This is a genomic window from Streptomyces sp. NPDC052042 (assembly GCF_044548345.1).
Lineage (GTDB): Bacteria > Actinomycetota > Actinomycetes > Streptomycetales > Streptomycetaceae > Streptomyces.
The window spans coordinates 185,455-210,010 of sequence record NZ_JBIUBU010000002.1 but is presented as its reverse complement, the minus strand read 5'-3'; the positions used below and the strand labels follow the sequence as shown (position 1 = coordinate 210,010).

At 71.5% G+C, this 24,556-nt stretch carries 19 protein-coding genes; 9 read left to right on the top strand and 10 right to left on the bottom strand.

Annotated features, from left to right (window positions below):
• Window positions 1-35 precede the first annotated feature (35 nt).
• From mqnC to ACIHCL_RS06160, 3 genes are all read right to left on the bottom strand, one after another.
• A complete protein-coding gene (gene mqnC / locus ACIHCL_RS06170; RefSeq protein ID WP_399857447.1) occupies window positions 36-1,235 on the bottom strand; it encodes a cyclic dehypoxanthinyl futalosine synthase in 1,200 nt (399 codons plus the stop codon).
• Between the two features lie 72 nt (window positions 1,236-1,307).
• Window positions 1,308-3,167, bottom strand: a complete 1,860-nt coding sequence (locus ACIHCL_RS06165) for a serine/threonine-protein kinase (protein ID WP_399857445.1) — start codon at window positions 3,165-3,167, stop codon at window positions 1,308-1,310.
• Between the two features lie 505 nt (window positions 3,168-3,672).
• Window positions 3,673-4,551: a menaquinone biosynthetic enzyme MqnA/MqnD family protein gene (locus ACIHCL_RS06160; protein ID WP_399857443.1), complete on the bottom strand. Its 879-nt coding sequence runs from the start codon at window positions 4,549-4,551 to the stop codon at window positions 3,673-3,675.
• A gap of 614 nt (window positions 4,552-5,165) precedes the next feature.
• Here ACIHCL_RS06160 and ACIHCL_RS06155 point away from each other — a divergent pair.
• Window positions 5,166-5,369, top strand: a complete 204-nt coding sequence (locus tag ACIHCL_RS06155; protein ID WP_003967102.1) for a cold-shock protein — start codon at window positions 5,166-5,168, stop codon at window positions 5,367-5,369.
• Between the two features lie 146 nt (window positions 5,370-5,515).
• Window positions 5,516-6,343 carry a MerR family transcriptional regulator gene (locus tag ACIHCL_RS06150; protein ID WP_399857441.1) on the top strand — a complete coding sequence of 276 codons (828 nt, stop codon included), beginning with the start codon at window positions 5,516-5,518 and terminating at the stop codon, window positions 6,341-6,343.
• Between the two features lie 402 nt (window positions 6,344-6,745).
• Here ACIHCL_RS06150 and ACIHCL_RS06145 read toward each other — a convergent pair whose 3' ends face one another.
• Window positions 6,746-7,975 (bottom strand): amidohydrolase family protein, encoded by a 1,230-nt coding sequence (locus ACIHCL_RS06145; RefSeq protein WP_399858035.1) that lies wholly within the window; start codon window positions 7,973-7,975, stop codon window positions 6,746-6,748.
• 267 nt (window positions 7,976-8,242) lie between these two features.
• Between ACIHCL_RS06145 and ACIHCL_RS06140 the strand changes: the two genes are divergently transcribed.
• Entirely contained in the window at window positions 8,243-11,203 is a 2,961-nt protein-coding gene (locus ACIHCL_RS06140) for a BTAD domain-containing putative transcriptional regulator (RefSeq protein ID WP_399857439.1), read from the top strand.
• Between the two features lie 205 nt (window positions 11,204-11,408).
• Window positions 11,409-11,573 carry a hypothetical protein gene (locus ACIHCL_RS06135; protein WP_399857437.1) on the top strand — a complete coding sequence of 55 codons (165 nt, stop codon included), beginning with the start codon at window positions 11,409-11,411 and terminating at the stop codon, window positions 11,571-11,573.
• Window positions 11,574-11,778: 205 nt separating this feature from the next.
• On the opposite strand, the gene ACIHCL_RS06130 is transcribed toward ACIHCL_RS06135, so the two are convergent.
• Entirely contained in the window at window positions 11,779-13,338 is a 1,560-nt protein-coding gene (locus ACIHCL_RS06130) for a FadD3 family acyl-CoA ligase (protein WP_399857435.1), read from the bottom strand.
• 158 nt (window positions 13,339-13,496) lie between these two features.
• Here ACIHCL_RS06130 and ACIHCL_RS06125 point away from each other — a divergent pair, with 158 nt between their 5' ends.
• From ACIHCL_RS06125 to ACIHCL_RS06115, 3 genes are all read left to right on the top strand, one after another.
• Window positions 13,497-14,645: a lipid-transfer protein gene (locus tag ACIHCL_RS06125; protein WP_399857433.1), complete on the top strand. Its 1,149-nt coding sequence runs from the start codon at window positions 13,497-13,499 to the stop codon at window positions 14,643-14,645.
• A gap of 71 nt (window positions 14,646-14,716) precedes the next feature.
• Window positions 14,717-15,178 (top strand): Zn-ribbon domain-containing OB-fold protein, encoded by a 462-nt coding sequence (locus ACIHCL_RS06120; RefSeq protein WP_399857432.1) that lies wholly within the window; start codon window positions 14,717-14,719, stop codon window positions 15,176-15,178.
• Window positions 15,179-15,222: 44 nt separating this feature from the next.
• On the top strand, window positions 15,223-15,996 hold the full coding sequence (locus ACIHCL_RS06115) for an enoyl-CoA hydratase/isomerase family protein (protein ID WP_399857430.1): 774 nt from the start codon (window positions 15,223-15,225) through the stop codon (window positions 15,994-15,996).
• Between the two features lie 15 nt (window positions 15,997-16,011).
• Here ACIHCL_RS06115 and ACIHCL_RS06110 read toward each other — a convergent pair whose 3' ends face one another.
• A complete protein-coding gene (locus ACIHCL_RS06110; RefSeq protein ID WP_399857428.1) occupies window positions 16,012-16,527 on the bottom strand; it encodes a hypothetical protein in 516 nt (171 codons plus the stop codon).
• Window positions 16,528-16,814: 287 nt separating this feature from the next.
• Here ACIHCL_RS06110 and ACIHCL_RS06105 point away from each other — a divergent pair, with 287 nt between their 5' ends.
• Window positions 16,815-17,525 carry a hypothetical protein gene (locus ACIHCL_RS06105; RefSeq protein WP_399857426.1) on the top strand — a complete coding sequence of 237 codons (711 nt, stop codon included), beginning with the start codon at window positions 16,815-16,817 and terminating at the stop codon, window positions 17,523-17,525.
• A gap of 259 nt (window positions 17,526-17,784) precedes the next feature.
• Here ACIHCL_RS06105 and ACIHCL_RS06100 read toward each other — a convergent pair whose 3' ends face one another.
• Both ACIHCL_RS06100 and ACIHCL_RS06095 read right to left on the bottom strand, forming a co-directional pair.
• Window positions 17,785-20,250: a PQQ-binding-like beta-propeller repeat protein gene (locus tag ACIHCL_RS06100; protein WP_399858032.1), complete on the bottom strand. Its 2,466-nt coding sequence runs from the start codon at window positions 20,248-20,250 to the stop codon at window positions 17,785-17,787.
• 161 nt (window positions 20,251-20,411) lie between these two features.
• Window positions 20,412-21,308, bottom strand: a complete 897-nt coding sequence (locus tag ACIHCL_RS06095; RefSeq protein WP_399857424.1) for a VOC family protein — start codon at window positions 21,306-21,308, stop codon at window positions 20,412-20,414.
• A gap of 371 nt (window positions 21,309-21,679) precedes the next feature.
• Between ACIHCL_RS06095 and ACIHCL_RS06090 the strand changes: the two genes are divergently transcribed.
• Window positions 21,680-22,327, top strand: a complete 648-nt coding sequence (locus ACIHCL_RS06090; protein ID WP_399857423.1) for a TetR family transcriptional regulator — start codon at window positions 21,680-21,682, stop codon at window positions 22,325-22,327.
• 389 nt (window positions 22,328-22,716) lie between these two features.
• Here the strand turns inward: ACIHCL_RS06090 and ACIHCL_RS06085 are convergent, their stop codons facing one another.
• The gene (locus ACIHCL_RS06085) at window positions 22,717-23,232 is read right to left on the bottom strand and encodes a nitroreductase family deazaflavin-dependent oxidoreductase (protein WP_399857421.1); all 516 of its coding nucleotides are present in this window, start codon (window positions 23,230-23,232) and stop codon (window positions 22,717-22,719) included.
• The gene (locus ACIHCL_RS06080) at window positions 23,232-24,536 is read right to left on the bottom strand and encodes an acyl-CoA dehydrogenase family protein (protein ID WP_399857419.1); all 1,305 of its coding nucleotides are present in this window, start codon (window positions 24,534-24,536) and stop codon (window positions 23,232-23,234) included. The genes ACIHCL_RS06085 and ACIHCL_RS06080 overlap by 1 nt, the downstream gene beginning before the upstream one ends.
• Between the last annotated feature and the right edge of the window lie 20 nt (window positions 24,537-24,556).

Here is a 24,556-nt window from a genome sequence, read left to right as displayed (position 1 = left end):
TCGGACTGTCGTTGGTCAGTCGTCGGTCTTCGGGCTCAGTCGGCGTTCAGGAGCGTCAGCTCGGGGTGCGCCGTGCCGCCCTCGATCGCGGTGGACGAGATGTGCGAGACGACGCGGTCGTCGACCGGGTCGTTCGCCGGGTCGTCGTGGACAGCGAGGTGCTCGTACGTCGTGGAGCGCTGCGCCGGCACCCGGCCCGCCTTGCGGATCAGGTCGATGATCTCCAGGCGGTTGGAGCGGTGCTTGGCTCCGGCCGAGGAGACGACGTTCTCCTCCAGCATGATCGAGCCGAGGTCGTCGGCGCCGTAGTGCAGCGACAGCTGTCCAACCTCCTTGCCGGTGGTCAGCCAGGAGCCCTGGATGTGCGCGACGTTGTCGAGAAAGATGCGGGCGATGGCGATCATCCGCAGGTACTCGAAGAGCGTCGCCTGTGTCTGCCCCTTCAGGTGATTGTTCTCCGGCTGGTAGGTGTACGGGATGAACGCGCGGAAGCCACCCGTCCGGTCCTGCACGTCACGGATCATCCGCAGATGCTCGATGCGCTCGGCATTGGTCTCGCCGGTGCCCATCAGCATGGTGGAGGTGGACTCGACGCCGAGGCGGTGCGCGATCTCCATGATCTCCAGCCAGCGCTCGCCGGACTCCTTGAGCGGGGCGATCGCCTTGCGCGGGCGGGCGGGCAGCAGTTCGGCGCCCGCGCCGGCGAAGGAGTCGAGCCCGGCCGCGTGGATCCGCTGGATGGCCTCCTCGACGGAGACCTTGGAGATCCGGGCCATGTGCTCGACCTCGGAGGCGCCCAGCGAGTGGATGACCAGCTGCGGGAACGCCTCCTTGATCGCGGAGAAGTGCTTCTCGTAGTACTCCACGCCGTAGTCCGGGTGGTGCCCGCCCTGGAACATGATCTGGGTGCCGCCCAGCTCGACGGTCTCCGCGCAGCGGCGCAGGATGTCGTCCAGATCGCGGGTCCAGCCCTTGGCGGTGTCCTTGGGCGCGGCGTAGAAGGCGCAGAACCGGCAGGCCGTGACGCACACGTTGGTGTAGTTGATGTTGCGCTCGATGATGTACGTCGCGATGTGCTCCGTACCGGCGTAACGGCGGCGGCGCGCGGCGTCGGCGGCAGCCCCCAGCGCGTGCAGCGGCGCCGACCGGTAGAGGTCGAGGGCCTCCTCCGGAGTGATCCGGCCGCCCTCGGCGGCGCGGTCGAGGATGGGCTGGAGAGCGGCCTTCTCGGTCACCGGGCTGTCACCTTTCGGCGGGTTTTCAACGGGTCCACGGACCGGATCAGCGTACGCCAGCACCCGTCGGCGTCAGCCGCCGGACCGGGTGAGCGTGCCGTACGGGAGCCCGGCGACCCTCTCCTCCGACCGGAATCGGAGGGTGCCGTCCGCGTTCCGCGTGAAATGCACGTCGGTCTCGGTGGTGGTGCAGAAGGTGCGGTCGCCGGGGCGGTCCGGGTCGGCTCGTTCGTGGAGCGTGAGCTCCTCGTCGGTGCCGGAGGTGAGGGCGGCGACGCTGTTGCAGCGGACGGTCAGTCCGAGGGCGGTGACCTCCGTGGTCATGCGGACCACGTCCGTTCCCTTCGCGCCCTCGGTGAACACGGCGGTGAGCGTGCCGTGCGGCTGCCCGGTGGTCTTCTCGGTGAGCGGGCCGCGCCAGGTGCCGACGAACGCCTTGGGCACCTCGGCGACCTGGTCCGGGCCGCCCTGCGCCGGGTCCGGGTCCGACGCGGAGGGGCTTGAGGGCCGCGCGGTGGGTGCGGCGCCCGTTCCCTGTTCGGCGGCGTTCCGGCCGGCCCCGCCCGGCAACAGGTCGAAGAGGTACGCGCCGCCGACCGTGACCGCGGCGAGCGCGCCCGCCACGGCGAGGGCGACGGTGCAACTGAGCCGCCGACCGGGGCGAGTGTCCTGGCCGTCGCGCCGGGACGGCGGTTCAAAGTCCGCGCCGACGGTGACGGAGAACCGGGCGTCCTGCGTCCGCTGCCCCGGCAACTCCGCACCCTGGTGCCGCTCGCCGTCGGCGGCGGTCGCGGTCCAGTGGAGCGGCCGGGCCGGGTCGTACGACGGCGCCAACGGGGCGGGCGGGGTCGGTTCGGCCGGCGGACCGTACGCCCCGCCACCGCCGTTCGCGCCACCTCCTCCGAAGCTGCCCGCGCCGTGCCCGCCCTCGCCATTCGCGCCGTATCCACCGTCTGCGCCGTGCCCGCCGTCCGCGGCGACCGAGCCCCAGGACGCCGCGCTGAACGGCACCGGGCCCGACTGCACCGGCGCGTCCTGCGGCTCCAGGTCCAGCAGCGCGACCGCCGCGCGGCTGACCTGGCGCTCCAGCGGCCCGGGCAGCCAGCCCGCCGACACCAGTCCCGCCGCCCCGCCCGGCGCCAGCCGGCGGGCCAGCTCCATGGGGGTCGGCCGGTCCTCCGGGTACTTCTCCAGGCACCCGGCGACGATCTCCCGCAGCTCGCCCTCCAACTCCCCCAGCTCGGGCTCCTCGTGCACCACCTTGTAGAGCAGCACGGCGGACGAGTCGCCCAGGAAGGGGGCGCTGCCGGTCGCCGCGTACGCCAGCACCGAGCCGAGCGAGAAGACGTCGGCCGCCCCCGAGAGGTCCGTGCCCCTGATCTGTTCCGGAGCCATGTAGCCGGGCGAGCCGACGGACACCCCGGTGGAGGTGAGGGAGGAGGTGGCGCCGACGGCGTGGGCGATCCCGAAGTCGATCAGCCGGGGGCCGTCGAGGGCGAGCAGGACGTTGGACGGCTTGACGTCGCGGTGGACGAGCCCGAGTCCGTGGACCACGGCCAGCGCCTCCCCGAGTCCGGCGCCCAGGGCCCGCACCGCGTGTTCGGGCAGCAGCCCGTGCTCGGCGATCGCGGTGGACAGCGGTGGGCCGGCGACGTAGCCGGTGGCGACCCATGGGATCGGGGCATCCGGGTCGGCGTCCAGCACCGGCGCCGTCCACTGGGCGCCGATCCGCCGGGCCGCGTCGACCTCCCGCCGGAAGCGGGCCCGGAACTGCTCGTCGAGGGCGAAGTGGGGGTGCACGACCTTGACCGCGACGGTGCGGCCCCCCGCGCTGCGCCCGAGATACACCCGGCCCATGCCGCCCGCACCGAGCCTGCCGAGCAACCGGAAGGCGCCGATGGTCAGCGGTTCGCCGGCTTCCAGCGGCTGCATATGCGTGACTCCCCCTGTGTACCGGCCGGATCTCCGGTCGAAGCCTAGGCGGCGAAGGTCATCGCTTCCCAGAGGAAACCATCCGCCGATTTCGCTCCCAAGGGAACGAAGAACGGCATTCGACACAACAAAAGGCGTGAATGCGTCGTTCACGCGAGCGATTACGGCGCACAACCGGGACTGCGTCCGGACAGCTTCCGGGAATCGACTATTCGCCGCTTATTCACCCGAACCGTTAAGTCGGTGAGGAGAAGGAAGCGGAGAGGCACAGAGAAGCAACGGAGAAGCAAGGGAGAAGCACGGAAGGCGACGCCGAGAAGCGCGGCGTGACTTTTCTACCCCGAAAGTTCGAGTTTCACCCGTATCTCGAACCCATTACCGTGCCGTCGCACACGGCGCCCGCCCGCGGCGCCCATCCGAGGTGTCCATCCGGGGTGCTCTTCCGGGGTGTCCGCCCGTACCCGTACCCCGCCTTCCCGCGCCTCTTCCGCGTCCTCCCGTCCGGTCAGACGTCGAGCAGCTCGACCTTCACGTCCGCCGGGAACCCGGCCTCGGAACCGACCCGGCGGGCGAACTCCGCCACGCCCGCGAGCTGGTCGGGGCCGAAGCGGAAGTCCAGGGTCGTGAAGTACCGCTCCAGCGTCTGCGCGTCGAACGCCTCCCAGCGCGCCGCCTGCTCCGCGACCTTGGTGACCTCCTCCAGGGAGAGGTCCCGCGAGGCCAGGAACGCCTCGTGCACCTTGCGCACCTGGTCGGGCTCGGCCGCCAGGAAGTCCTTGCGCGCCGCCCAGACCGCGAAGACGAACGGCAGGCCGGTCCAGTCCTTCCACATCTGGCCCAGGTCATGGACCTGGAGGCCGAGACGGGGTGCGTCATGCAGGTTGGCCCGCAGCGCGGCGTCGCCGATCAGCACGGCGGCGTCCGCCTCCTGCATCATCACACCGAGGTCCGGCGGGCAGGTGTAGTAGTCCGGGCTGACCCCGTACCGCTCGGCGAGCAGCAGCCGGGCCAGCCGCACAGAGGTGCGCGAGGTCGAACCGAGCGCCACCCGGGCCCGGTCCAACTGCTCCAGCGGCACCTGCGACACGATTACGCAGGACATGACGGGCCCGTCGCAACCCACCGCGATGTCCGGGAAGGCGACCAGGTCATCGGCGTTGCGGAGGAACTCGACCAGCGTCACGGGACCGATGTCGAGATGCCCCTCGACCAGTTGCTCACTGAGTCTCTCGGGGGTGTCCTTCGAGAGCTCCAGATCGAGCAGGGTCCCGGTCCTCGCCAGCCCCCAGTAGAGCGGGAGGCAGTTCAGGAACTGAATGTGACCGACGCGCGGCCGGCTGCGACGTTCGTCGCCCACGGCGGTTGAAACGGTTGAATTGTCCACGTCGCGAGGCTAGACCCGCGGCGCCACTCGAAGGGAACCGGGTGCACACGACACCGCCGCCCCTCTGCCGGGACGCACCGCAACCGCCTCCGGGAAGGCAACGCGCCGCGGGCCCCTGCGGAGCGACGTCGCGCCCCTCCGGCGCGATCCCCTCACTCCCGGCCGCGCGCCCAGCCCTCGCGGCCCCTCGCAGCTCCTCGCAGCCCCTGCGTACGCTTCATCGCGGTCCCGCCCGAGTCTCCCTCGCGGCCCCGCGCCCGGGCTCTCCCGCCCGGCCCCTCCCGCCCGAGTTCCCACACGACCCCGTTCGCACCCCCGCGAAGTCGCCCCGCAAGACGTTCCCGAGACGCCCTGAAGACGCCCGGGAGACGCCCGCGCGTCACTCTCCCGGACTCGTACTTCATCAGCTCATCCGCACGGCAATGAAACATCCGAGTGAAGTGATCTTTCCCTCTACCCTTCCGCACACGCTGCGTGCTAGGCTCGACGCAAGTTGCAGTTTGGTTTCCCTTGCAGTACAGAGCCTGCGGAGCATGTGACCCGCAGGCTTTTGTAGTTTTCAGACTTCTTTGCAGGTTCTGGAGCAGGGCAACCCTTTGGCCCAAGGAGGGCTTATGGCTACCGGAACCGTCAAGTGGTTCAACGCTGAAAAGGGCTTCGGCTTCATCGCCCAGGACGGCGGCGGCCCGGATGTCTTCGTCCACTACTCCGCGATCAACGCGTCCGGGTTCCGCTCCCTCGAGGAGAACCAGGTCGTGAACTTCGACGTCACCCAGGGCCCCAAGGGTCCGCAGGCGGAGAACGTCACCCCGGCCTAAGTGGCCCGGGTCGGCCGATCGCGGCTGACGAGCAGTACCCAAGGAGCCCTGCTCCCCCTTCTCGCCGGGGAGCGGGGCTCCTGCCTTTTCGCGTCGGGAAGGTTCTTGACCCTGACACCGTGTGAAGCGCTGCACTGGGAATCATCATGTTCACCATCGGAGACTTCGCCAGGCACGGGCGTGTTTCGCCTCGGATGCTGCGCCATTACGACGCCATCGGACTGCTGCGCCCCGAGCGCACCGACCCCGCCACCGGATACCGCTTTTATACGGCGGCCCAACTCGCCCGTCTCAACCGCGTAATCGCGCTGAAGGATCTCGGTTTCACGCTCCAGCAGGTGCGCGCCATCCTCGACGAACGGGTGGGTCCGGAGGAACTGCGCGGAATGCTGCGGCTGCGGCGGGCGGAGCTGGAAGAGGTCATGGCGACGACCGCGGCACGGCTGGCGCGGGTCGAGGCGAGGCTCCGGTCGATCGAAAGCGAGGAATGCATGTCCGCGGAAGAAGTGGTGGTTCGGAAGGTTCCCGCGGTGCGGGTGGCCGAGCTGACCGGTGTCGCGGCGGGCTTCGAGCCGGAGGACATCGGTCCGGTGATCGGGCCACTGTACGACCGGCTCTTCCCACTGCTGGCGGCGGCGGGCGTCAGCCCCAGCGGCCCCGGGATCGCACGCTACGAGGATGCCCCTGAGGGCGGCGGCGCGGTCGTCGTCCACGCCGGGGTGACGGTCTGCGCCCGGCCGGGTCCGCTGGGCGACACCGGGATCACGGTGGTGGAACTGCCCCCGGTCGAGGCGGCGACCGTCGTCCACCGGGGCTCGATGGACGACGTGCTGCCGACGGCGCAGGCCCTGGCGCGCTGGATCGATGCCCATGACTTCCGCTCCGCCGGGTACGCCCGTGAGGTCAGCCTGGAGTGCCCCGAGGACCGGGACGCGTGGGTGACCGAACTCCAGGAGCCGGTCATCAGGGTCTGATCGTCATGGCCTGGCCGTCATGGCCTGGCCGTCATGGCCTGGCCGTCATGGCCTGGCCGTCATGGCCTGGCCGTCATGGCCTGGCCGTCATGGCCTGACGCCGTCGGAGCCTGTTGTCGTCGGAACCTGACGCCGTCGGAATCTGTTGCCGTCCGGGCCGGGACACAGTCGGTGTCCGTCACACGGCAGGGGTCCGTCACACGGCAGGGGTTCGGCCATGTGCCGGACCCCACGGGGCTCCCGCGCCACGGAACCTCGGAGCCACGGAAGAACGCACCCGCTCGCGCAGGACACGCCGTGCGTGAGGCTTCGCGTTCTTCCCGCGCCCCGCCGCCTTCCGGTCTCCGGCTTCCGCCCGCCGCCTTCCGGTCTCCGGTCCGCGCCCCCGGCCCCCCGGCCCCGCTACCGCCCGCCCGGGCCGGCCCACAGGCCGTCGTCCGTCAGACCCAGCAGCTCGATCGCGTTGCGGCGCACGATCCGCTCCACCACCTCGGCGTCCAGATGCCCCATCTGCGCCTCGCCGACCTCGCGCGACCGGGGCCAGGTGGAGTCGGAGTGCGGGTAGTCCGTCTCGTACAGCACGTTCCCGACGCCGATCGAGTCCAGGTTCCTGAGCCCGAAGGCGTCGTCGAAGAAGCAGCCGTAGACATGGTCCGCGAACAGTTCCGACGGCGGGCGGCGGACCTTGTCGGCGACACCGCCCCAGGCCCGGTTCTCCTCCCAGACCACGTCGGCGCGTTCCAGGATGTACGGGATCCACCCGATCTGCCCCTCCGCGTACATGATCCGGAGGTTCGGGAACCGTTCGAACTTGCCGCTCATCAGCCAGTCGACCATCGAGAAGCAGCAGTTGGCGAAGGTGATGGTGGAACCGACGGCGGGCGGGGCGTCGGCCGAGGTGGAGGGCATGCGCGAGGACGAGCCGATGTGCATCGCGATCACCGTCCCGGTCTCGTCACAGGCCCGCAGAAACGGATCCCACTCGTCCGTGTGAATAGAGGGCAGCCCGAGATGTGGAGGTATCTCGGAGAACGCCACCGCGCGCACCCCTCGTCCCGCGTTGCGCCGGACCTCGGCCGCGGCCAGTTCCGCGTCCCAGAGCGGGATCAGCGTGAGCGGGATGAGCCGGCCGTGCGCCTCGGGCCCGCACCACTCCTCCACCATCCAGTCGTTGTACGCGCGCACACCGAGCAACCCCAGCTCCCGGTCCTTCGCTTCGGTGAAGGTCTGACCGCAGAAGCGGGGAAATGTAGGGAAACAGAGGGCGGACTGGACGTGGTTGGCGTCCATGTCGGAGAGCCGATCGGGGACCGAGTACGACCCCGGGCGCATCTGCTCGTAGGTGATGATCTCCAGCTTGATCTCGTCCCGGTCGTATCCGACCGCGGTGTCCAGCCGAGTGAGCGGCCGGTGCAGGTCCTCGTACACCCACCAGTCGCCGATCGGGCCCTCGTCCCCCTCGGCACCCATCACAGGCGCGAATCTGCCCCCCATGAAGGTCATTTCCCTGAGCGGCGCGCGGACGATCCGGGGAGCACGGTCGAGGTACTTGGACGGGAGCCGGTCCCGCCAGACATGAGAGGGCTCCACCGTGTGGTCGTCCACCGAGATGATCCTGGGGAAGGTCTCCATGCCCTTCACGGTAGCGCGCATCTGACGAACCGTCAGCTCCATGTGCGGATCCTCGTTCCACGTCCGTTGTCGAGGGCTTGTGCAGAGCGTCACCCACTGCTGACGTCTTCGCCCGCGACAAGGCAGACTGTTGGGCGCGATACCAGCGGTACGGAGAAATCCGGATGCGCCCCTCCTGACCGGAGCGGGGGAGGCGGGTGATCCGGGACGAACAGCACAGAGGCACGATCGGCAGGACCGGCAAGGCGAGCAGAACAGGAGGCGGCCATGGACCGTGACAACGGACCGCGAACACGAGTTCCGGGGCAACGTGCTCCGCGACAGCGGTCCGCCGACGGCGACGGTCTGCGCTTCTCCGTCCTCGGTCCGGTACGGGCATGGCGGGGCGGCGAGGCCCTGCCGTCCGGTTCCCCTCAGCAGCGCGCCCTGTTGGCCGCGCTGCTGCTGCGCAACGGCCGTACCGCCACCGCCGCCGAACTCATCGACGGCATCTGGGGCGAGGGTCCGCCCTCGCAGGCACTCGCCGCCGTACGCACCTACGCCTCCCGGCTCCGCAAGGTCCTCGACCCGCAGACGCTCGTCAGCGACGCCGGCGGATACGCGATCCGCACCCGTCACGACGCCGTCGACCTGACCGTGGCCCAGGATCTGGCGGCCGAGGCGGAGAAGGCCCGCGTCGGCGGCGACCGCGCCCAGGCCCGCGCCCTGCTCGACCAGGTGCTCGGCCTGTGGGACGGCGAGGCGCTGGCCTCCGTGCCCGGCCCGTACGCCGAGAACCAGCGCACCCGCCTGAAGGAATGGCGGCTCCAGCTCACCGAGATCCATCTGGACCTGGACCTGGACCTCGGCTGCCACGCGGAGGCGATCTCCGAACTGACCGCGCTCACCGCCGCGCATCCACTGCGCGAGCGGCTGCGCGAACTCCTCATGGTCGCCCTGTACCGCAGCGGTCGGCAGGCGGAGGCGCTCGCGGTGTACGCGGACACCCGCCGGCTCCTCGCCGACGAACTGGGCGTCGACCCGCGCCCCGAACTCTCCCAGCTCCAGCAGCGCATCCTGCGGGCCGACGAGGAACTGGCCCGCCCCGCCGACCAGCCGGCCCCGGCCCACGTACCCGTGCGCCCCGCCCAGCTCCCGGCCACCGTGCCGGACTTCACCGGCCGCGCCGCCTTCGTCCGGGAGCTCGGCGACCGGCTGGCGACCGCCGAGGGCTCCGTCATGGCCGTCTCGGCACTCGCCGGCATCGGCGGCGTCGGCAAGACCACCCTCGCCGTGCACGTCGCCCACCAGGCACGCCAGCACTTCCCGGACGGCCAGCTCTACGTGGACCTCCAGGGCGCCGGCGCCCGCGCCGCCGAACCCGAGACGGTCCTCGGCGCTTTTCTGCGCGCCCTGGGCACGGCGGACTCGGCCATCCCCGACTCGCTCGACGAACGCGCCGCCCTCTACCGCTCGACGCTCGACGGCCGCCGCATCCTGGTCGTCCTCGACAACGCCCACGACGCGGCCCAGATCCGTCCCCTGCTCCCCGGCACGCCCGGCTGCGCCGCCCTGGTCACCAGCCGTGTCCGGCTCGTCGACCTGGCCGGCGCCCATCTGGTCGACCTGGACGTGATGTCCCCGGAGGAGGCGCTCCAGCTCTTCACCCGCATCGTCGGCGAGGACCGCGTCAAAGCCGAACGCGAGGCCGCCCTCGACGTGGTCGCCGCCTGCGGCTTCCTCCCTCTGGCCATCCGCATCGCCGCCTCCCGTCTCGCCGCCCGCCGCACCTGGACGGTCTCCGCCCTGGCCGCCCGGCTCGCCGACGAACGCCGCCGCCTCGACGAGCTCCAGGCCGGCGACCTCGCGGTGAAAGCCACCTTCGAACTCGGCTACGGCCAGCTCGAACCCGCCCAGGCCCGCGCCTTCCGCCTGCTCGGCCTGGCCGACGGCCCCGACATCTCCCTGGCCGCCGCGGCGGCGCTGCTCGACCTGGACGTGCACACCACCGAGGACGTCCTGGAGTCCCTCGTCGACACCAGCCTCCTGGAGTCCGCCGCCCCGGGCCGCTACCGCTACCACGACCTGGTGCGCCTCTACGCCCGCTCCTGCGCGGAACGGGACGAGCGGCCCCCGGAGGGACGTGAGGCGGCGCTGTCGCGGCTGCTGGACTTCTACCTCGCGACGGCGGCGGGGGTGTACGCCCTGGAGCGGCCGGGGGACCGGCTGGTGGACCACCTGGAGCCGACGCGGCATGCGGGACTGCGCTTCACCGACCGGCACTCGGCACTGGACTGGCTCTACGCCGAGGCGACCAACCTGCTGGCCTGCGTCTGCCAGTCCACCGGCCCCGCCACCCTGCGCCGCGCCGTCGATCTGCTGTACGCCGCCCTCGACCTGGGCGAGTCCGGGGCGAACTCGAAGCAGTACGAGGCATCCGCGATCACCCTGCGGGAAGCCACCCGTCGCTGCGGAGACCGGCGGGCCGAGGGCCGGGCCGTCATGTCGCTGGCCAATGTGCATCAGCTCGCGGGGCGGTTCGACCACGCCGATCGAGAAGCCCAGGAAGCGATCCGGCTCGCCGACACGGTTCGTGATCCCCTGCCGGCGTGCTGGGCCTCCAACGCTCGCGGCATCATCGCCCTGTACCAGAGCCGCCACGCAGACGGCGAAGCCTTCCTGACCCAGGCCATCGAGGCGTTCCGGGCGGACGAGAACCGCCCCGGAGAAGCCAGTGCCCTGTGCAATCTGTCCCGTATCCACCTGGCCACCGGCCGCACCGAGAGCGCCATCGCCCTCGCCCAGTCCGGCATCGAGATCTACGAGTCCATGGGACACGAGCTACGCAGCGCGAACGGCCGCTACGCGCTGGGGCTCGCCCTCACCCAGAGTGGGCAACTGTCCGCCGCGGCAGATGAGTTGAACGAGGCCCTCGGAGTCTTCCGCGACAGTCGACAGCGACTGTGGGAGGGCATGTCCCTCTTCCGGCTGGCCGAGGTCGAGATCGTCGCCGGTCGACCGGCCCAGGCCGCGCAGTTCGCCGAGTCGGCCCTCACCGTCCTGCGGGGCATCGGCGGCGAATGGCGTCGCGGAAACGTGCTGACCGTGCTCGGACGGGCCCTTGCCGGAATCGGTCAGACCGGGCGTGCACAGGTCTGCTGGCGTGAGGCACTGAATATCTACGAGGAACTCGGCTCCCCGGAAGCGGAGGCGGTCCGGTCGCTGCTGGAGCCTGCGACGGCCTCCTGAGCCCGAGACGTTCATCGTTCGTTTATCACCACCCTTCATGCTCATAGCAGTCGATCCGTCGCGTCGGGGGGCAGACGGGGGCGACAACGGCCACACCACTATGGTGAGCGGCCCGACAGGGGCCCGCCCGGCAGTCCACGGGGGAACAGCCGGGCGGGCCTTGCCAAGCCATTGCACTCAGTGCGCTCAGAGAGAGTTGACCACCATGGCCGACGCCAAGAAGCAGGACCCGATCTTCAAGCCTGCGGACCAGCACGCGACCAGCGAGCCGAAGGCTCCGACCACCACGCAGGACCAGCACGCGACCGGTGAAGAACTGACCACGCTGGACCAGCACGCCACGTCGGAGCCGCTCAAGCCGACCGCCTAGACCCGACTGGCACGGGGGGAACGGCCGCGGCGGCGCGGAGGGGGAGCCGTCGCGGCCGTGGCGCATCCACGGGCCTGAAGCCGTGCGGGGGAGCGCGAGTCAACGGCTCGCGCCCCCGCATCGGCACACGCGATGGCCATCCGGTGGCCACGCGCCGCACCGGCTCGCAGCGGGCACCCGCGCACCGCGGACGCGAGGCGGACCGTCAGACCGCCCGCCCCCGCAGCTCCCCCTTCAGCACCTTGCCGCCGGCGTTGCGCGGCAGACCGGGCACGAACTCCACCGACCTCGGGACCTTGTAGTTCGCCATCTCACGGCGCGACCACGCGATCAGGTCGTCGGCCGTGAGCGCGGCGCCCGGCCGGCGGACCACGTAGGCACGGCCGACCTCGCCCAGGCGAGGGTCGGGGACGCCGACGACCGCCACGTCGGCGACGTCCGGGTGCAGGCCGATGATCTGCTCTATCTCGGCTGGGTACGCGTTGAAGCCGCCGACGATGAACATGTCCTTGATCCGGTCGGTGATCCGGAGGTTGCCGTGCGCGTCGAGGACGCCCACGTCACCGGTGTGCAGCCAGCCGTCCGGGGTGATGGCCGCCGCCGTGGCCCCCGGGTCCTCGAAGTAGCCCCGCATCACGTTGAAGCCGCGGACGAGGATCTCGCCGGGACGGCCCGGTTCGGCCAGGACGCGGACTTCCGTGCCCGGGATCGCCCGGCCCGATGTCGAGGCGATGGTTTCCCCCGGATCGCCCCGGCGGCACATCGTGACGATGCCGCTCGCCTCGGAGAGACCGTACGCCGTGAGGACGGTCGCGATGCCCAGCTCCGTGCGCAGCCGCTCCACCAGCCGCAGCGGGACCACCGCCGCACCCGTCACCACCAGGCGCAGGGCGGAGAGGTCGTGGGCGCTCCGGGCCGGGTGGTCGAGCAGGGACTGGTGGAGGGTAGGCGGGCCGGGCAGCACCGAGATGCGTTCGGCGGCGACGTTGGCCAGGACCGTGTCCACGTCGAACACCGGCTGCGGCACCATGGTCGCGCCGCGCATCAGGCAGGCGAGCACCCCCGCCTTGTAGCCGAAGGTGTGGAAGAAGGGGTTCACGATCAGATAGCGGTCGCCCTCGCGCAAGTCCGCCAGTTCGCTCCAGACCGCGTAGCAGCGCAGGGTCTGGGCGTGGGTGATGACGGCTCCCTTGGGCCGGCCGGTGGTGCCCGAGGTGTAGATGATGTCGGAGGGGTCGGTGGGGGCGATCGCCTCGGCACGCGCCCGGACCGCCGCGGCGGGGACCCCCTCCCCCGCCGCCAGGAAGTCCTTCCAGGTGAGGTAGTCGTCGGGGGCGGCGTCCGCCAGCACCACCACCCGTTCCAGATCCGGGAGGGGTACGTCGGACCTGCGCAGCGATGCCACGTACGAGGTACCAAGGAAGGTTCCGGTGACGAAGAGCAGCCTCGCCCGGCTGCGCCGCAGGACGTACGCCGCCTCCGTGCCCTTGAAGCGGGTGTTGAGGGGGACGAGGGCCGCCCCGGCGGTGACGGCGCCGAGCGCGGAGACGATCCAGTCCAGGGTGTTCGGGGCCCACACCGCGACCCGGTCCCCCGGCTCGACGCCCGAGGCCATGCACGCGGCGGCAGCCCGTTCGACGCGTTCGCCGAGTTCGGCGTACGAGACCCGGGTCCGGCCCTCGACCACCGCCTCGCGGCTCCCGTACCGCCGCGCCGCCGCGCGCACCAGCCCCGGGACGCTGCCCCACTCCTCGTCGCCGCGCATCGCTCGTCCTCCTGACGCAGTAGCCGATTGACGCGGTAGCCGAGCCGATTGACGCAGTAGCTGATTGACGCGGTAGCCGACCACCAGTAGCTGACTATCCGTCAGATTAGCTGTAGCCTCTGCCGCTGTCAGCGGTCGGGACGGTCTCGGAGGTGGCGGTGGCGGCACTCAAGGACAGAACGGTGATAGCCGGCATAGGACAGACACGGTTCGCGAAACGACTGCCCGGTTCCGAGAAGGAGTTGGCCTGCCGGGCCATCGTCGCGGCCCTCGACGACGCCGGCATCGACGCCTCGGAGGTGGACGCCTTCGCCTCGTACACGATGGAGGAGACCGACGAGGTCGAGGTCGCCAAGGCGATCGGCGCGGGCGATGTGACCTTCTTCAGCAAGGTGGGCTACGGGGGCGGGGGTTCATGCGCCACGGTCGCGCATCTGGCCGCCGCCGTGGCGACCGGGCAGGCGAGCGTCGGGGTGGCCTGGCGGTCCCGGAAACGCGGCTCGGGGCCCCGCCCGTGGAAGAACACCACGGTCCAACTGCCCACCCCCGCCCAGTGGACCCGTCCGTATGGGCTGCTGCGGCCGGCCGATGAGATCGGGATGCTGGCCCGGCGCTATATGCACGAGTACGGGGCGACCCGCGACCACTTCTTCAACGTGGCCCTCGCCTGTCGCAACCGCGCCAACCAGAACCCGGACGCGATGATGTACGAACGCCCGCTGACGCGCGACATGTATATGACCTCGCGCTGGATCAGCGAACCTCTCTGCCTCTTCGACAACTGCCTGGAGACGGACGGTGCGCTGGCCTGCGTCGTCGTCTCCGCGGAACGGGCCCGGGACTGCCGGCAGCGCCCTGTCTACATCCACTCCGTCGCGCAGGGTCTGCCCTCCCAGCACCACGGGATGGTCAACTACTGGAACGACGATCCGCTCTCCGGCCCGGCGTGGACGGCCGCCCGGCAGCTGTGGAAGCAGGCCGACTTCGGCCCGGACGATGTGGACGTCGCACAGATCTACGACGCGTTCACCCCGCTCATCCCCCTGTCGCTGGAGGGCTACGGCTTCTGCGGGCGCGGCGAGGGCGCCGCGTTCACCGAGGGCGGGGCGCTGGAGACCGGCGGGCGGCTGCCCGTCAACACCGGGGGCGGCGGGCTCAGCGAGGCATATGTGCACGGCTTCAACCTGATCACCGAGGGAGTGAAGCAGTTGCGCGGCACCTCCACCGCCCAGGTCCCGAACGCTGGAACGTGCCTGGTCACGGCTGGTGAGGGCGTGCCCACGTCGGCCGTACTGCTGAGGAACTGAGGAACTGACGGGTTGAGGGTCCGAGGGGCCGAGGGTCCGAGGGTCCGAGTCTGAGCGAAAGGAGTGGAGGAGTGGAACAGTCGAACCAGAGAGACGCCGCCCTGCTGGCACCGGTCGTGGACGACGACGGCGCCCCCTTCTGGGAGTACGCGGCCCGCGGCGAACTCCGGGTCCAGGCGTGCGCCGCCCCGGAGTGCGGAAGGCTGCGTTTCCCGCCCCGGCCGTGCTGCCCGCACTGCCGGTCCTTCGCGAGCGAGTGGCGGCAGATGAGCGGACGCGGCCGGATCTGGTCGTACGTGCTGCCGCATCCGCCGCTGCTGCCCGCGTACGCCGCGCAGGCGCCGTACAACGCCGCCGTGGTCGAGTTGGCCGACGCGCCGGGGATCCGGCTGGTCGGGAACGTGGTCAGTGGACCGGATGCCCCACTGGACTCGGTCGATCCGGGGCGGCTGCGGATCGGGGCGCCGGTGCGGGCGGTGTTCTGCCCGGACGCCTCCGGGACCGCCCTGGTGCGCTGGCTGCTGGAGCGGTGAGGGAAAGGGAAGGGGAGGGCGTCGATGAGCCTGTGGACGGGTCGATGAGCCTGCGGACGGAGACGGACCACGGGTCCGGGGTCGCGCTCGTCACCCTGGACCGGCCGGAGAGACTGAACGCCATCGATCCGGAGACGGCCGCCGGACTGGCCGCCGCCTGGCGGGCGTTCCGGTACGACGACGAGGTGCGGGCAGTCGTCCTCACCGGCGCGGGCGGGCGGGCGTTCTGCACGGGCATCGACCGGTCGGCCGAGGTGCCGCAGCCCTCGTCCCCGTACACGATCGACGATCCGCTGCTCGCGATCGGACCGAAGGCGAACGACCTGTGGAAGCCCGTGATCGCGGCGGTGGAGGGGATGGCCTGCGGCGGGGCGTTCTATCTGCTGGGCGAGTCGGAGTTCGTCGTGGCGTCCGAGGCGGCGACGTTCTTCGACCCGCACACCACGTACGGCATGGTCAGCGCGTACGAGGCGATCGCCATGGCGCAGCGGATGCCGTTCGGGGAGGTGGCCCGGATGTCCCTGATGGGGACGGCGGAACGGATCACGGCCCGGCGGGCGTACGAGATCGGCCTGGTCGGCGAGGTGACGGCACCGGGCGACGCGGTGGCGGCGGCCCTGCGGTCGGCGGAGGTGATCGCCTCGTACCCGACGGAGGCGGTGCAGGGGACGGTGCGGGCGGTGTGGTCCGCGAAGGAGGCGGCCAGGGCGCAGGCCCTGGCCCACGCCCCGCACCTGATCGCGCTCGGCAACCTGCCGCCGGAACGGCAGACCGAACTCTTCCAGGGGCGGGGCGGTGGCGGCTTCCGGCTGCGATGAGCTTCCCGCCGCGGCTCAGTAGCTCAGTTCAGCCTCGACGCGGCACTTGCGGACCTTGGAGACCCTGCGCGGGTGGTCCATGCGCACGGACACCGTCGTGGTGTCTCCGCCCACGGCGTTCACCCGGGCCTCGCCGGTGTCGACGGTGTTGCCCAGCGCGTCGAGGAAGTCCACGTCGACCTCGTAGGTGCGCGAACCGGTGGCCTTCGCCGTGAGCCTGATGGTCGCGGTGGTGACGGCCTTGCTCTTGCCCTTCGGCGGCTGGGCGCAGCGGAACACATAGGCGTCGACCTCGTCCGAACCGGACGAGGTCGTGCCACCGGTACCGGTCGACGATCCATGGTGGTTGTCGTAGCGGTAGCCGCTGCGGCGGTAGTCGTTGTTGCTCTTCTCGGAACTGGAGCAGCCGCCACCGCTGCTGCTCGACCCCCTGCTGCCCTTGCTGGAGTGGCCTCGGCCGGTCGAGAACCCGGTGAGTGCGAGCACCGCCACCAGCAGTACCGCGGATAGCTTGACGTGCTGCCGCATCATCGATGCAGCCCCCCTTGTGTGGTTGTCCTTCGCGTGTCGTTGTCCTGTGCCACAGTCCTCGCGCGGTCGCCCCCACACGCTTGTTGTGCATGGGACAACCGCGTCACGGTAGCGCACGGTGGCGAGGGCCGTGGGGCGGGCGTAGCGTCGGGAGCGAGTGGTGCCGACCCGTGACACGGGGCCGTGACGGACACAGGACCTGTGAAGCGGCGCTCCGCACCGGTCTCTCTCACCGGTCCATGCGCAGGCACCCGTCGTAGCGTCCGTGCGCAGGCAGGAGGCGGACGATGATCCGCAATGTCCTCGGTTCGGTCTTCGCCCTCGTCGGTGCGGCGATCGCCGTGCTGAGCCCCTTCCGTCACTGGTACGGCGGCCGTCTCGGACGTCACTACGGGATTCTGGACCCGTTCACCGGCATCACGTCCGGCCGGCCGGGTCTGCTGGGTTCGATTCTGGCGTTCTTCCTCTTCACGGCGCTGCTGACGCTGATCGGGGTCGTACTGCGCTCCCGGTCGCTGGTGGCGGTGGCGGGTGTGCTGGTGCTGGGGTTCACCGTGCTGTGGATGGTGCGCCAGGGGCAGACAGCGGGCGGTCTGGGGATCACGACCAGTGGTTCCGGGCTGCGGTGGGGTGTGGCCGGCGCGGCGGTGGGCGGGGTGCTGACCCTGCTGGGCGCGGCCATGATGGCCGGGCGGCGCGGTGGACGAAGGCCCGTGCCTGAGGGGCAGGCCCGGCCGTACACGGCGCCCGGTTCGGAGCACCCGGACACCTGGCCGCCGACGCAGGAACCGGGACCGTCCGCGCAGACGAGCACCCTTCCGGAGCCGGAGGCGGACCCGTACACCGGACCGGACCGGGACCCGCGCGAAGGGCCCAGACCGGGCCCGCACACCGGCCCCCACGCCGGACCGAACCCGCACGCCGGAGAGGACCCGTACCCCTACACCGGACCGGACGAGGGCCCCGGTCCCGGACCAGGTGTCGGCCCGGGACGCTGACCCCTGACGTCCCGGCTGCCCCGAGACGGTCCCGGCTGCGCCGGGGTTCCGGCGCCTTCCCCGAAGTCCCGTGTCTTCCCCGAAGTCCCGTGTCCCCAGGCGCCCGCGCCAGGCCCGGACCCGGTCGTCGTACCCGGGCCGTTGGAACCCGTTTGCCACTGCCCGTTGCTGTGCCCGCGAGGCGTTGTTACGCCTGCGACCCGTTGTTGAGCCCGCGAGCCGTTGCTATCTGCGACCCGTTGCTATCTGCGACCCGTTGCTATGCACGGGCCCGATTCCCGGTAGCCGTTCCCTTCAGCGCGTCCAGCGCGTACACACAGCGGTCCTTGCTGCACGCGTACACGACACCGCCGCGCGCCACCGGGGATCCCGTGATCTCACCGCCGGTCGCCAGTTTCCAGCGGAGCTGACCGCCCGCCGCGTCCAGGGTGTACAGGACGTGGTCGGCGGAGCCGAAGTGCACCCGGCCGTCGGCGACCACGGGTGTGCCCACCACGTCGCCGCCCGCCGCGAACCGCCACTTCGGGGTACCGGTGACCGCGTCGAGCGTGTACAGCGCGCTACCGCTGCCGACATGGACGTGCCCTCCCGCCACCAGGACGGGCTCGATCGACTGCCGGGACTCCGTGGCGATCCGCCAGCGGTCCTTGCCGGTCGAGGCGTCGAGCGCGTACACCGTGCCGAGGTAGTCCGCGAGATACACGCCGCCCCCGGTGACGGCGGGGCCGGGCGCGAACGCGGGCGCGGAGAGGAACACCGCGGGCGACTCGAAGTGCCAGCGGACGTGACCGGACACGAGGTCGACGGCCAGCACCCGGGCCCCGGCGCTGATGTACACGAAACCGTCCGGCGCCGATGTCACCCGAACCGGCACACCACCGCAGGAGACCGCGTCACCGATGGGGTACGACCAGCGCTCGATGCCGGTGCGCGCGTCGACGGCGCGCAGCCGGGCGTCCTGCCAGAGAAAGACCGTGCCGTCGTGGAGGGCGGGCCCGGCGTCCTGCGACTCGAAGTCGGTCTGTACGCCGACGGCCTCCCACAGCTTCTCGCCCGTGGACGCCTCCCACGCCTGGACACCGCCGCCCCGGGTTCCGGTGACGACGGTGCCGCGCTCCGCCCTGAGGGAGTACACCCAGGCATCGGTCTGCAGCCGCCACTGCTCGGCACCGGTCATGGCGTCCAGGGCGTACAGCGATGGTCCGTCGGAGGCGTGGATACGGCCGCCGTCGACGGACATCACCCAGGCCACGTCCCGGGTCTTGAACTGGCGCCGCCCGTTGCCGATGTCCAGGGCGTGTACCTCGAACGAGGTGACGTAGAGGAGGTCCCCGACGACGACGGGGGTGCCCCAGAGGTCGTTGGACATCCGGAACCGCCAGGGCCGCCAGCGGTCGGGGTCCGCGGGCGAGGCGTCGGGGGTGTGCGTCGGCGCGGGCATCGGGGCGGGCGGGGCGCCGCCGTTCAACCCGGCACCGCCGTTCACTCCGGCACCGCCGTTCACTCCGGCGCCGCCGTTCAACCCCGCACCGCCGTTCGCTCCGGCGGGCGGACGCACCCAGCCGGTCGCGGGCCCGGCGTCCGGGGCGGCCGTGGCAGCGGCCCGCACGTCCTGGGCACGCGGGCCGGGCCCGATCGGCACCTGGGTACCGGGCAGCCGGACGGGGCCGCCGCCGTCGGGCAGCACTGCCGGGGCCACGGGGTGCGGGTCGGCGTCGCCGTGCCAGGCCGGGTGCGGGTCGGCGGCCGGTGGCTGCTGGGGCGGCGGGGGCATCGGGGCCGGGGCGGGAGGGGGTTCGGACGCGGGTACCGGCGCGGAGGGGACGGGCTTGCGGCCGCCGCGGCGCTGCTCGATCAGCGCGGTGGCGGTGGTCGGCAGCCAGGCCGAGGCCGTACCGCTGTCGTCGCCGGAGGCGAAGAGGTGCGGGGCGAGCTGAGCCTGGAGATCGGCAGGACTGGGCCGCAGGGTGGCGTCCATCTGCAGGCAGGACTCGATCAGCGGACGAAGCTCGTCCGGCAGTCCCTCCAGGTCGGGGCCCTCGCGCAACAGCATGAAGACCGTCTCGACGGGGTTGCCCCCGTGGAACGGTGCATGTCCGGTGGCGGCGAAGACCAGCGTCGAGCCGAGCGAGAAGATGTCGCTGGCGCCGGTGACGCTGCGGGAGTCCCTGGCCTGCTCGGGGGACATGTACGCGGGGGTGCCGACGGCGACGTTCGTCATGGTCAGGCGGGTGTTGGAGACCCCGGACGCGATGCCGAAGTCGATCACCCGGGGGCCGTCCTCGACGACGAGCACGTTCGAGGGCTTCATGTCGCGGTGGACGAGCCCGGCGCCGTGGATCGACTGGAGCGCCTCGGCGATCCCGGCGGCGAGCCAGCGCACCGCCTGCGCCGGCATGGGCCCGCACTCGTTCACGATCTCTTCCAGCGAGGGCGCGGGCACATAGGCGGTGGCGAGCCAGGGGACTGCCGCCCGCGGGTCGGCGTCCACCACCGCGGCCGTGTAGAACCCGCTGACGGCGCGGGCGGCCTCCACCTCACGCGTGAAGCGGACCCGGAACAGCTGGTCCTCGGCGAGCTCCGTACGCACGGTCTTGATCGCCACCCGTCGGCCCGAAGCCGAGCGGGCGAGATAGACCAGCCCCATGCCGCCGGCCCCGAGCCGTCCCAGCACCTCGAACGGGCCGATCCGCCTCGGGTCGTGCTGCGTCAGCTGCTCCACCACTTGCACTGCCACCTCCCCGTACGGACCTCCCGAAACGGAAGACCGCGAAAACCCGCCTCGTGCGGCGTCTCACCACTGGGCACCACCCGGCGGTGCGCACCCCGATTGTTCCTGGCTGAGCCCTCGGTTGCGAACCCGGGGGCGGACCGGGGTGTCACAGGTCACTCCGCCCGCTTCCCGGACACAGCGGGCTGAAGTACGGCGAACTCGGCGCCTTGATCGTCCTGGAGCACCGCCATCCGCCCGTACGGGATGTCGAAGGGCGGCGCGGTGATGCGCCCGCCGAGGCGTACGGCGTGCCCGGCGGTGGAGTTGCAGTCCTCGACGGCGAAGTAGACCAGGAAGTAACTGGGCAGTTCGGCGGGGAAGGCGTCGGTGATGACGCTCCGGCCGCCGATCGCCGTGTCGGGCCCCGGTTCGGCGTCTGCCGGGGACCACAGACGGAAGTCGGTGCCGGAGTCCGCGGCTCCGGAAGTAGCGGTGCCGGAGTCCGCGGCTCCGGAGGCAACGATGTCGGAGGCACCGGCACCGGCACCGGAGGAACCCGTACCGGAAACGTCGGCGCCGGAGGCGTCGAGGTCGGTGCCCTGGAAGCCGAACACCTCTTCGTAGAAGGGGTCCACGCGGCCCTTCTGCCGGGTGTGGACCTCGGTCCAGCAGAACGAGACGGGTTCGTTCTGCTTCTGGAAGCCCTCGCGCTCGTCGGCCTGCCAGAGCCCGAACACCGCTCCGCCGGGGTCGGCGGCCTGGGCGACCGCACCGGCCCGGCCGACCCGTACGGGATCGGTGATCACGGCGCCACCGGCCTCCCTGATCCGGGCGACGGACGCGACGATGTCGTCGGTGGCGAAGTAGACGCCCCAAGCGGTGGGCATCCGTCCGTCCTGTTTGGCGGCGAGGGCGGCGACCAGCCTGCCCCCGCTGAACGCGTCCGCGTACGGGCCGTCGCCGGGCCGGAAGGTCCAGCCGAACAGCTCACCGTAGAAGCGCTTGCCGGCTTCGAGATCGGGAAGCTGCACATCCACCCAGCACGGCGCGGATCGCGCGAATGCGGCCATGGCCCGGTCCTTCCGTGTTCACGCCGTTGCTCCCGACCGCTCTTGAACACCCCCGGCCGCTCGTGGTCGCGGTCGGCCGCCCATGGCGGTTCACGATTCGCATCGGTGACGCTCGTCACAGCCAAAGTAACCGCCAGTGGCGCGGAACGCGCCCCGGGTGACCACACCGGACTCACCCTTCGAAGAAACGTTCGACATTCACACCATCACAGAAAGTTATCCACTGAAGTTATCCACAGGCTGTTGATAGGACTTATCCCTGCGTAGGGCCCGTACGTCGGTTTTCGGCCACACCCCCCGAGGCACCTGCGGGGCTCCCCATTTGCAGTCGGCCGAATCGCGCTGGGATCACCCCTCGGTAAGCTGACGGCATGACAGGACAAGTACGCACCGTCGACGGCCGCGTGGCCGGTCGGCGTGGACAGGCAACGCGGCAGAAGCTGCTCGACTGCCTCAGCGAGATGCTCAGTTCCTCGCCGTACCGGGACGTCAAGGTCATCGACGTGGCCCGTAGGGCGGGGACTTCACCCGCGACCTTCTACCAGTACTTCCCCGATGTCGAGGGCGCCGTCCTTGAGATCGCCGAGGAAATGGCCAAAGAGGGCGCCGGATTGACCGAATTGGTCGCCGGCCGCTCCTGGGTCGGCAAAGCCGGCTGGCAGACCGCCGAAGAGCTCGTCGAAGGGTTCCTCGACTTCTGGCGACATCATGACGCGATCCTGCGCGTGGTCGACCTGGGGGCGGCGGAAGGCGACAAGCGCTTCTACAAGATCCGCATGAAGATCCTCAATTCGGTGACCAATTCCCTCACGGAGGCGGTGAAGGACCTCCAGGCCCGCGGCAAGGTCGACAAGGAGGTCAGCGCCGCCGCGATGGCCGGCTCGCTGGTCGCGATGCTGGCCGCGGTCGCCTCCCATCAGAAGGGCTTCACGACCTGGGGCGTGAAGCAGGCCGAACTCAAGCCGAACCTCGCTCTGTTGGTGCATCTGGGCATCACCGGCAAGAGGCCGACGAGGTAGTCGCGCCGGGTTCCCCCCTCACTTCCCGTACTGGGTACCGCCCGGCCGATCCGGGTGCCCCAGGTCCTGTCTCGCCGACGGCGGACCACACGTGTGGTCCGCCGTCGGCGTATCCGGGCCTCCAGATCCCGGTTCGCTCCGCTCGGCCCCACCGGCCCACCCCGCCTCACCCCACTGGCTCACCGCGGCCCGTCCGACCGATCCGCCCCACCGGATCACCACGTCCTGCCTGCTGGTTCGCCTCGGTCCGGTCCACCGGATCACCACGTCCTCCCTGCTGGTTCACCTCGGTCCGGCCCACCATGGAATCGCCCGTCGGGTCACCCCTCGGGGCGGCCGTCCGGCCACTCCCCCCGACCAACCCGTCCGGCCACTCAGCCCGAGCGCGGTCAGCGCCTCGCCTCACCCGACCGTTCCAGCCTGAAGAGCCGGAGCTCCCGCTCCACCCGCTCCTGGTAGGACGCGTACGGAGGCCAGAACCTCAGCGCCGCCTGCCACACCGCCTCCCGCTCCGCGCCCGTCAGAAGGGTGGCGCGCACCGGGATGTCGCGCCCGTTCCAGCTGATGACGGCCTTGTCGGGGCCCGCCAGCAGGTTCGCCGTCCAGGCCGGATGCCCCGGACGGCCGAAGTTGCTGCCGACCAGGATCCAGCTCCGCGGCGCCCCGTCCCCAGGCACGGCCGCCCCGCCCTCCGGCATGCAGGCCAGCGGAGTGGTCCTGGGCCGTCCGCTTCTGGCGCCCGGCACCGTGAGGACCAGCCCCGGCAGCATCCGGGCGCTGAGCAGCACCTTGCCGCGCGTGAGCCGGTGCACCGCCTGGTCCATGGCCGGGATGACGTGTGGGGCGATCTTCGCGAAGGCCCGGGTGGCGGAGACCCTCTGGACCAGCCGGACGCCCGCCGCCATCACACGACCACCCGCCCGCTCGCCGTCCCCGGAGCGGCTTCGCGCGGGGCGGCGGGCGGCGGGCCGGAAGGCGGCACGGCGGCGAGTGGCGGAGCAGCGGTCGGTATGCCGTGCGGCGAGGCGCCGTCGCACGGTGCGAACAACCCGGCCAGCCGTGCCGCACGGTCGCGGAGCGCGTGGACGGGGCCGAAGAGCAGTTCTCCGGCGGCGGCCCGCTTGAAGTAGAGGTGCGCATCGTGCTCCCAGGTGAAGCCGATCCCGCCGTGCAGTTGGACGGTCTCCGCCCCGGTGATCCGCAGCGTCTCCAGGGCCTGGGCGAGGGCGAGTCCCCCTGCGGCGGCCGGGTCCCAGGCCGCGTAGTACGCCGCGGAGCGCGCCGCCCGCACCCTTGCATACAGGTCCGCGAGACGGTGTTTCACTGCCTGGAAGGAGCCGATCGCCCGGCCGAACTGCTCGCGCACCTTGACGTACTCCACGGTCCGCTCCAGCGCGCTCGTCGCCGCCCCCACCGCCTCCGCCGCCAGCAGGGCGGCGACCGGGTGTCCGGCCGCGGCCAGCACGCCGGTCACATCGGCGGTGTCGTCCGCGCCCAGGATTTCGGCCGGGGCGTCGCGCAGCTCGACGCGGGCCAGCGGGCGGGTCTCGTCCAGCGAGGTGCGGCGCACGCGGACGACGCCGTCCGTCTCGTCCGGGCGGACCAGGAAGAGGAGCGTACGGCTGCGCGGGAAGCCGCCGGTATGGGCGGCGACCACGAGCAGCCCCGCGCTGTGTCCGTCGAGGACCTGCGCGGCCTCCCCGTACAACCGCCAGCCGCTCCCGTCGGCGGTCGGCGCGGCCTGGATGCCGCCCGCCCGGCCGCCACCCGCCCAGGCGCCGTCGGCCGGGTCACCGGTGAGGCCGAGCGCGAGGGGAAGCGAGGCACCCGGGACGGCCAGGGTCGCGGTCAGCCCCCCGGTGGCGAGCCGCGGCAGCAGCGCGGTGCGCTGGGCCTCGGTGCCGAGTACGGCGATCAAGGGCGCGGCGAGGGCGGCGGTGGCGATCAGTGGTGACGGGAGCAGGACCCGGCCGGTCTCCTCACAGGCGACGGCGAGTTCGGTGAGGCCGCAGCCGATGCCCCCGTACTCCTCCGGAAGAGCGAGACCGGGCAGCCCGAGGTCCCGGGCCAGCCTGCGCCACAGGGAGGTGTCGTAGCCGTCGGCGGTGCGTACGGCGCTCCGGATGTCGTCGGATCCGGCGTGCTCGGCGAGCAGTTCCCGCAGGGTGCGGCGGATCGCGTCCTGTTCCGCGGTGAAGGCGGCGTCCATCGTCGGGCTCCTTCCGCTCA

Excerpts from the sequence above, each read along its gene's own strand:
- ACIHCL_RS06165 (WP_399857445.1), bottom strand. The coding sequence starts at position 3,167 with ATGCAGCCGCTGGAAGCCGGCGAACCGCTGACCATCGGCGCCTTCCGG.
- ACIHCL_RS06155 (WP_003967102.1), top strand. The coding sequence starts at position 5,166 with ATGGCTACCGGAACCGTCAAGTGGTTCAACGCTGAAAAGGGCTTCGGC.
- ACIHCL_RS06150 (WP_399857441.1), top strand. The coding sequence starts at position 5,516 with ATGTTCACCATCGGAGACTTCGCCAGGCACGGGCGTGTTTCGCCTCGG.
- ACIHCL_RS06145 (WP_399858035.1), bottom strand. The coding sequence starts at position 7,975 with ATGGAGACCTTCCCCAGGATCATCTCGGTGGACGACCACACGGTGGAG.
- ACIHCL_RS06140 (WP_399857439.1), top strand. The coding sequence starts at position 8,243 with ATGGACCGTGACAACGGACCGCGAACACGAGTTCCGGGGCAACGTGCT.
- ACIHCL_RS06135 (WP_399857437.1), top strand. The coding sequence starts at position 11,409 with ATGGCCGACGCCAAGAAGCAGGACCCGATCTTCAAGCCTGCGGACCAG.
- ACIHCL_RS06130 (WP_399857435.1), bottom strand. The coding sequence starts at position 13,338 with ATGCGCGGCGACGAGGAGTGGGGCAGCGTCCCGGGGCTGGTGCGCGCG.
- ACIHCL_RS06115 (WP_399857430.1), top strand. The coding sequence starts at position 15,223 with ATGAGCCTGCGGACGGAGACGGACCACGGGTCCGGGGTCGCGCTCGTC.
- ACIHCL_RS06110 (WP_399857428.1), bottom strand. The coding sequence starts at position 16,527 with ATGATGCGGCAGCACGTCAAGCTATCCGCGGTACTGCTGGTGGCGGTG.
- ACIHCL_RS06105 (WP_399857426.1), top strand. The coding sequence starts at position 16,815 with ATGATCCGCAATGTCCTCGGTTCGGTCTTCGCCCTCGTCGGTGCGGCG.
- ACIHCL_RS06095 (WP_399857424.1), bottom strand. The coding sequence starts at position 21,308 with ATGGCCGCATTCGCGCGATCCGCGCCGTGCTGGGTGGATGTGCAGCTT.
- ACIHCL_RS06090 (WP_399857423.1), top strand. The coding sequence starts at position 21,680 with ATGACAGGACAAGTACGCACCGTCGACGGCCGCGTGGCCGGTCGGCGT.
- ACIHCL_RS06085 (WP_399857421.1), bottom strand. The coding sequence starts at position 23,232 with ATGGCGGCGGGCGTCCGGCTGGTCCAGAGGGTCTCCGCCACCCGGGCC.
- ACIHCL_RS06080 (WP_399857419.1), bottom strand. The coding sequence starts at position 24,536 with ATGGACGCCGCCTTCACCGCGGAACAGGACGCGATCCGCCGCACCCTG.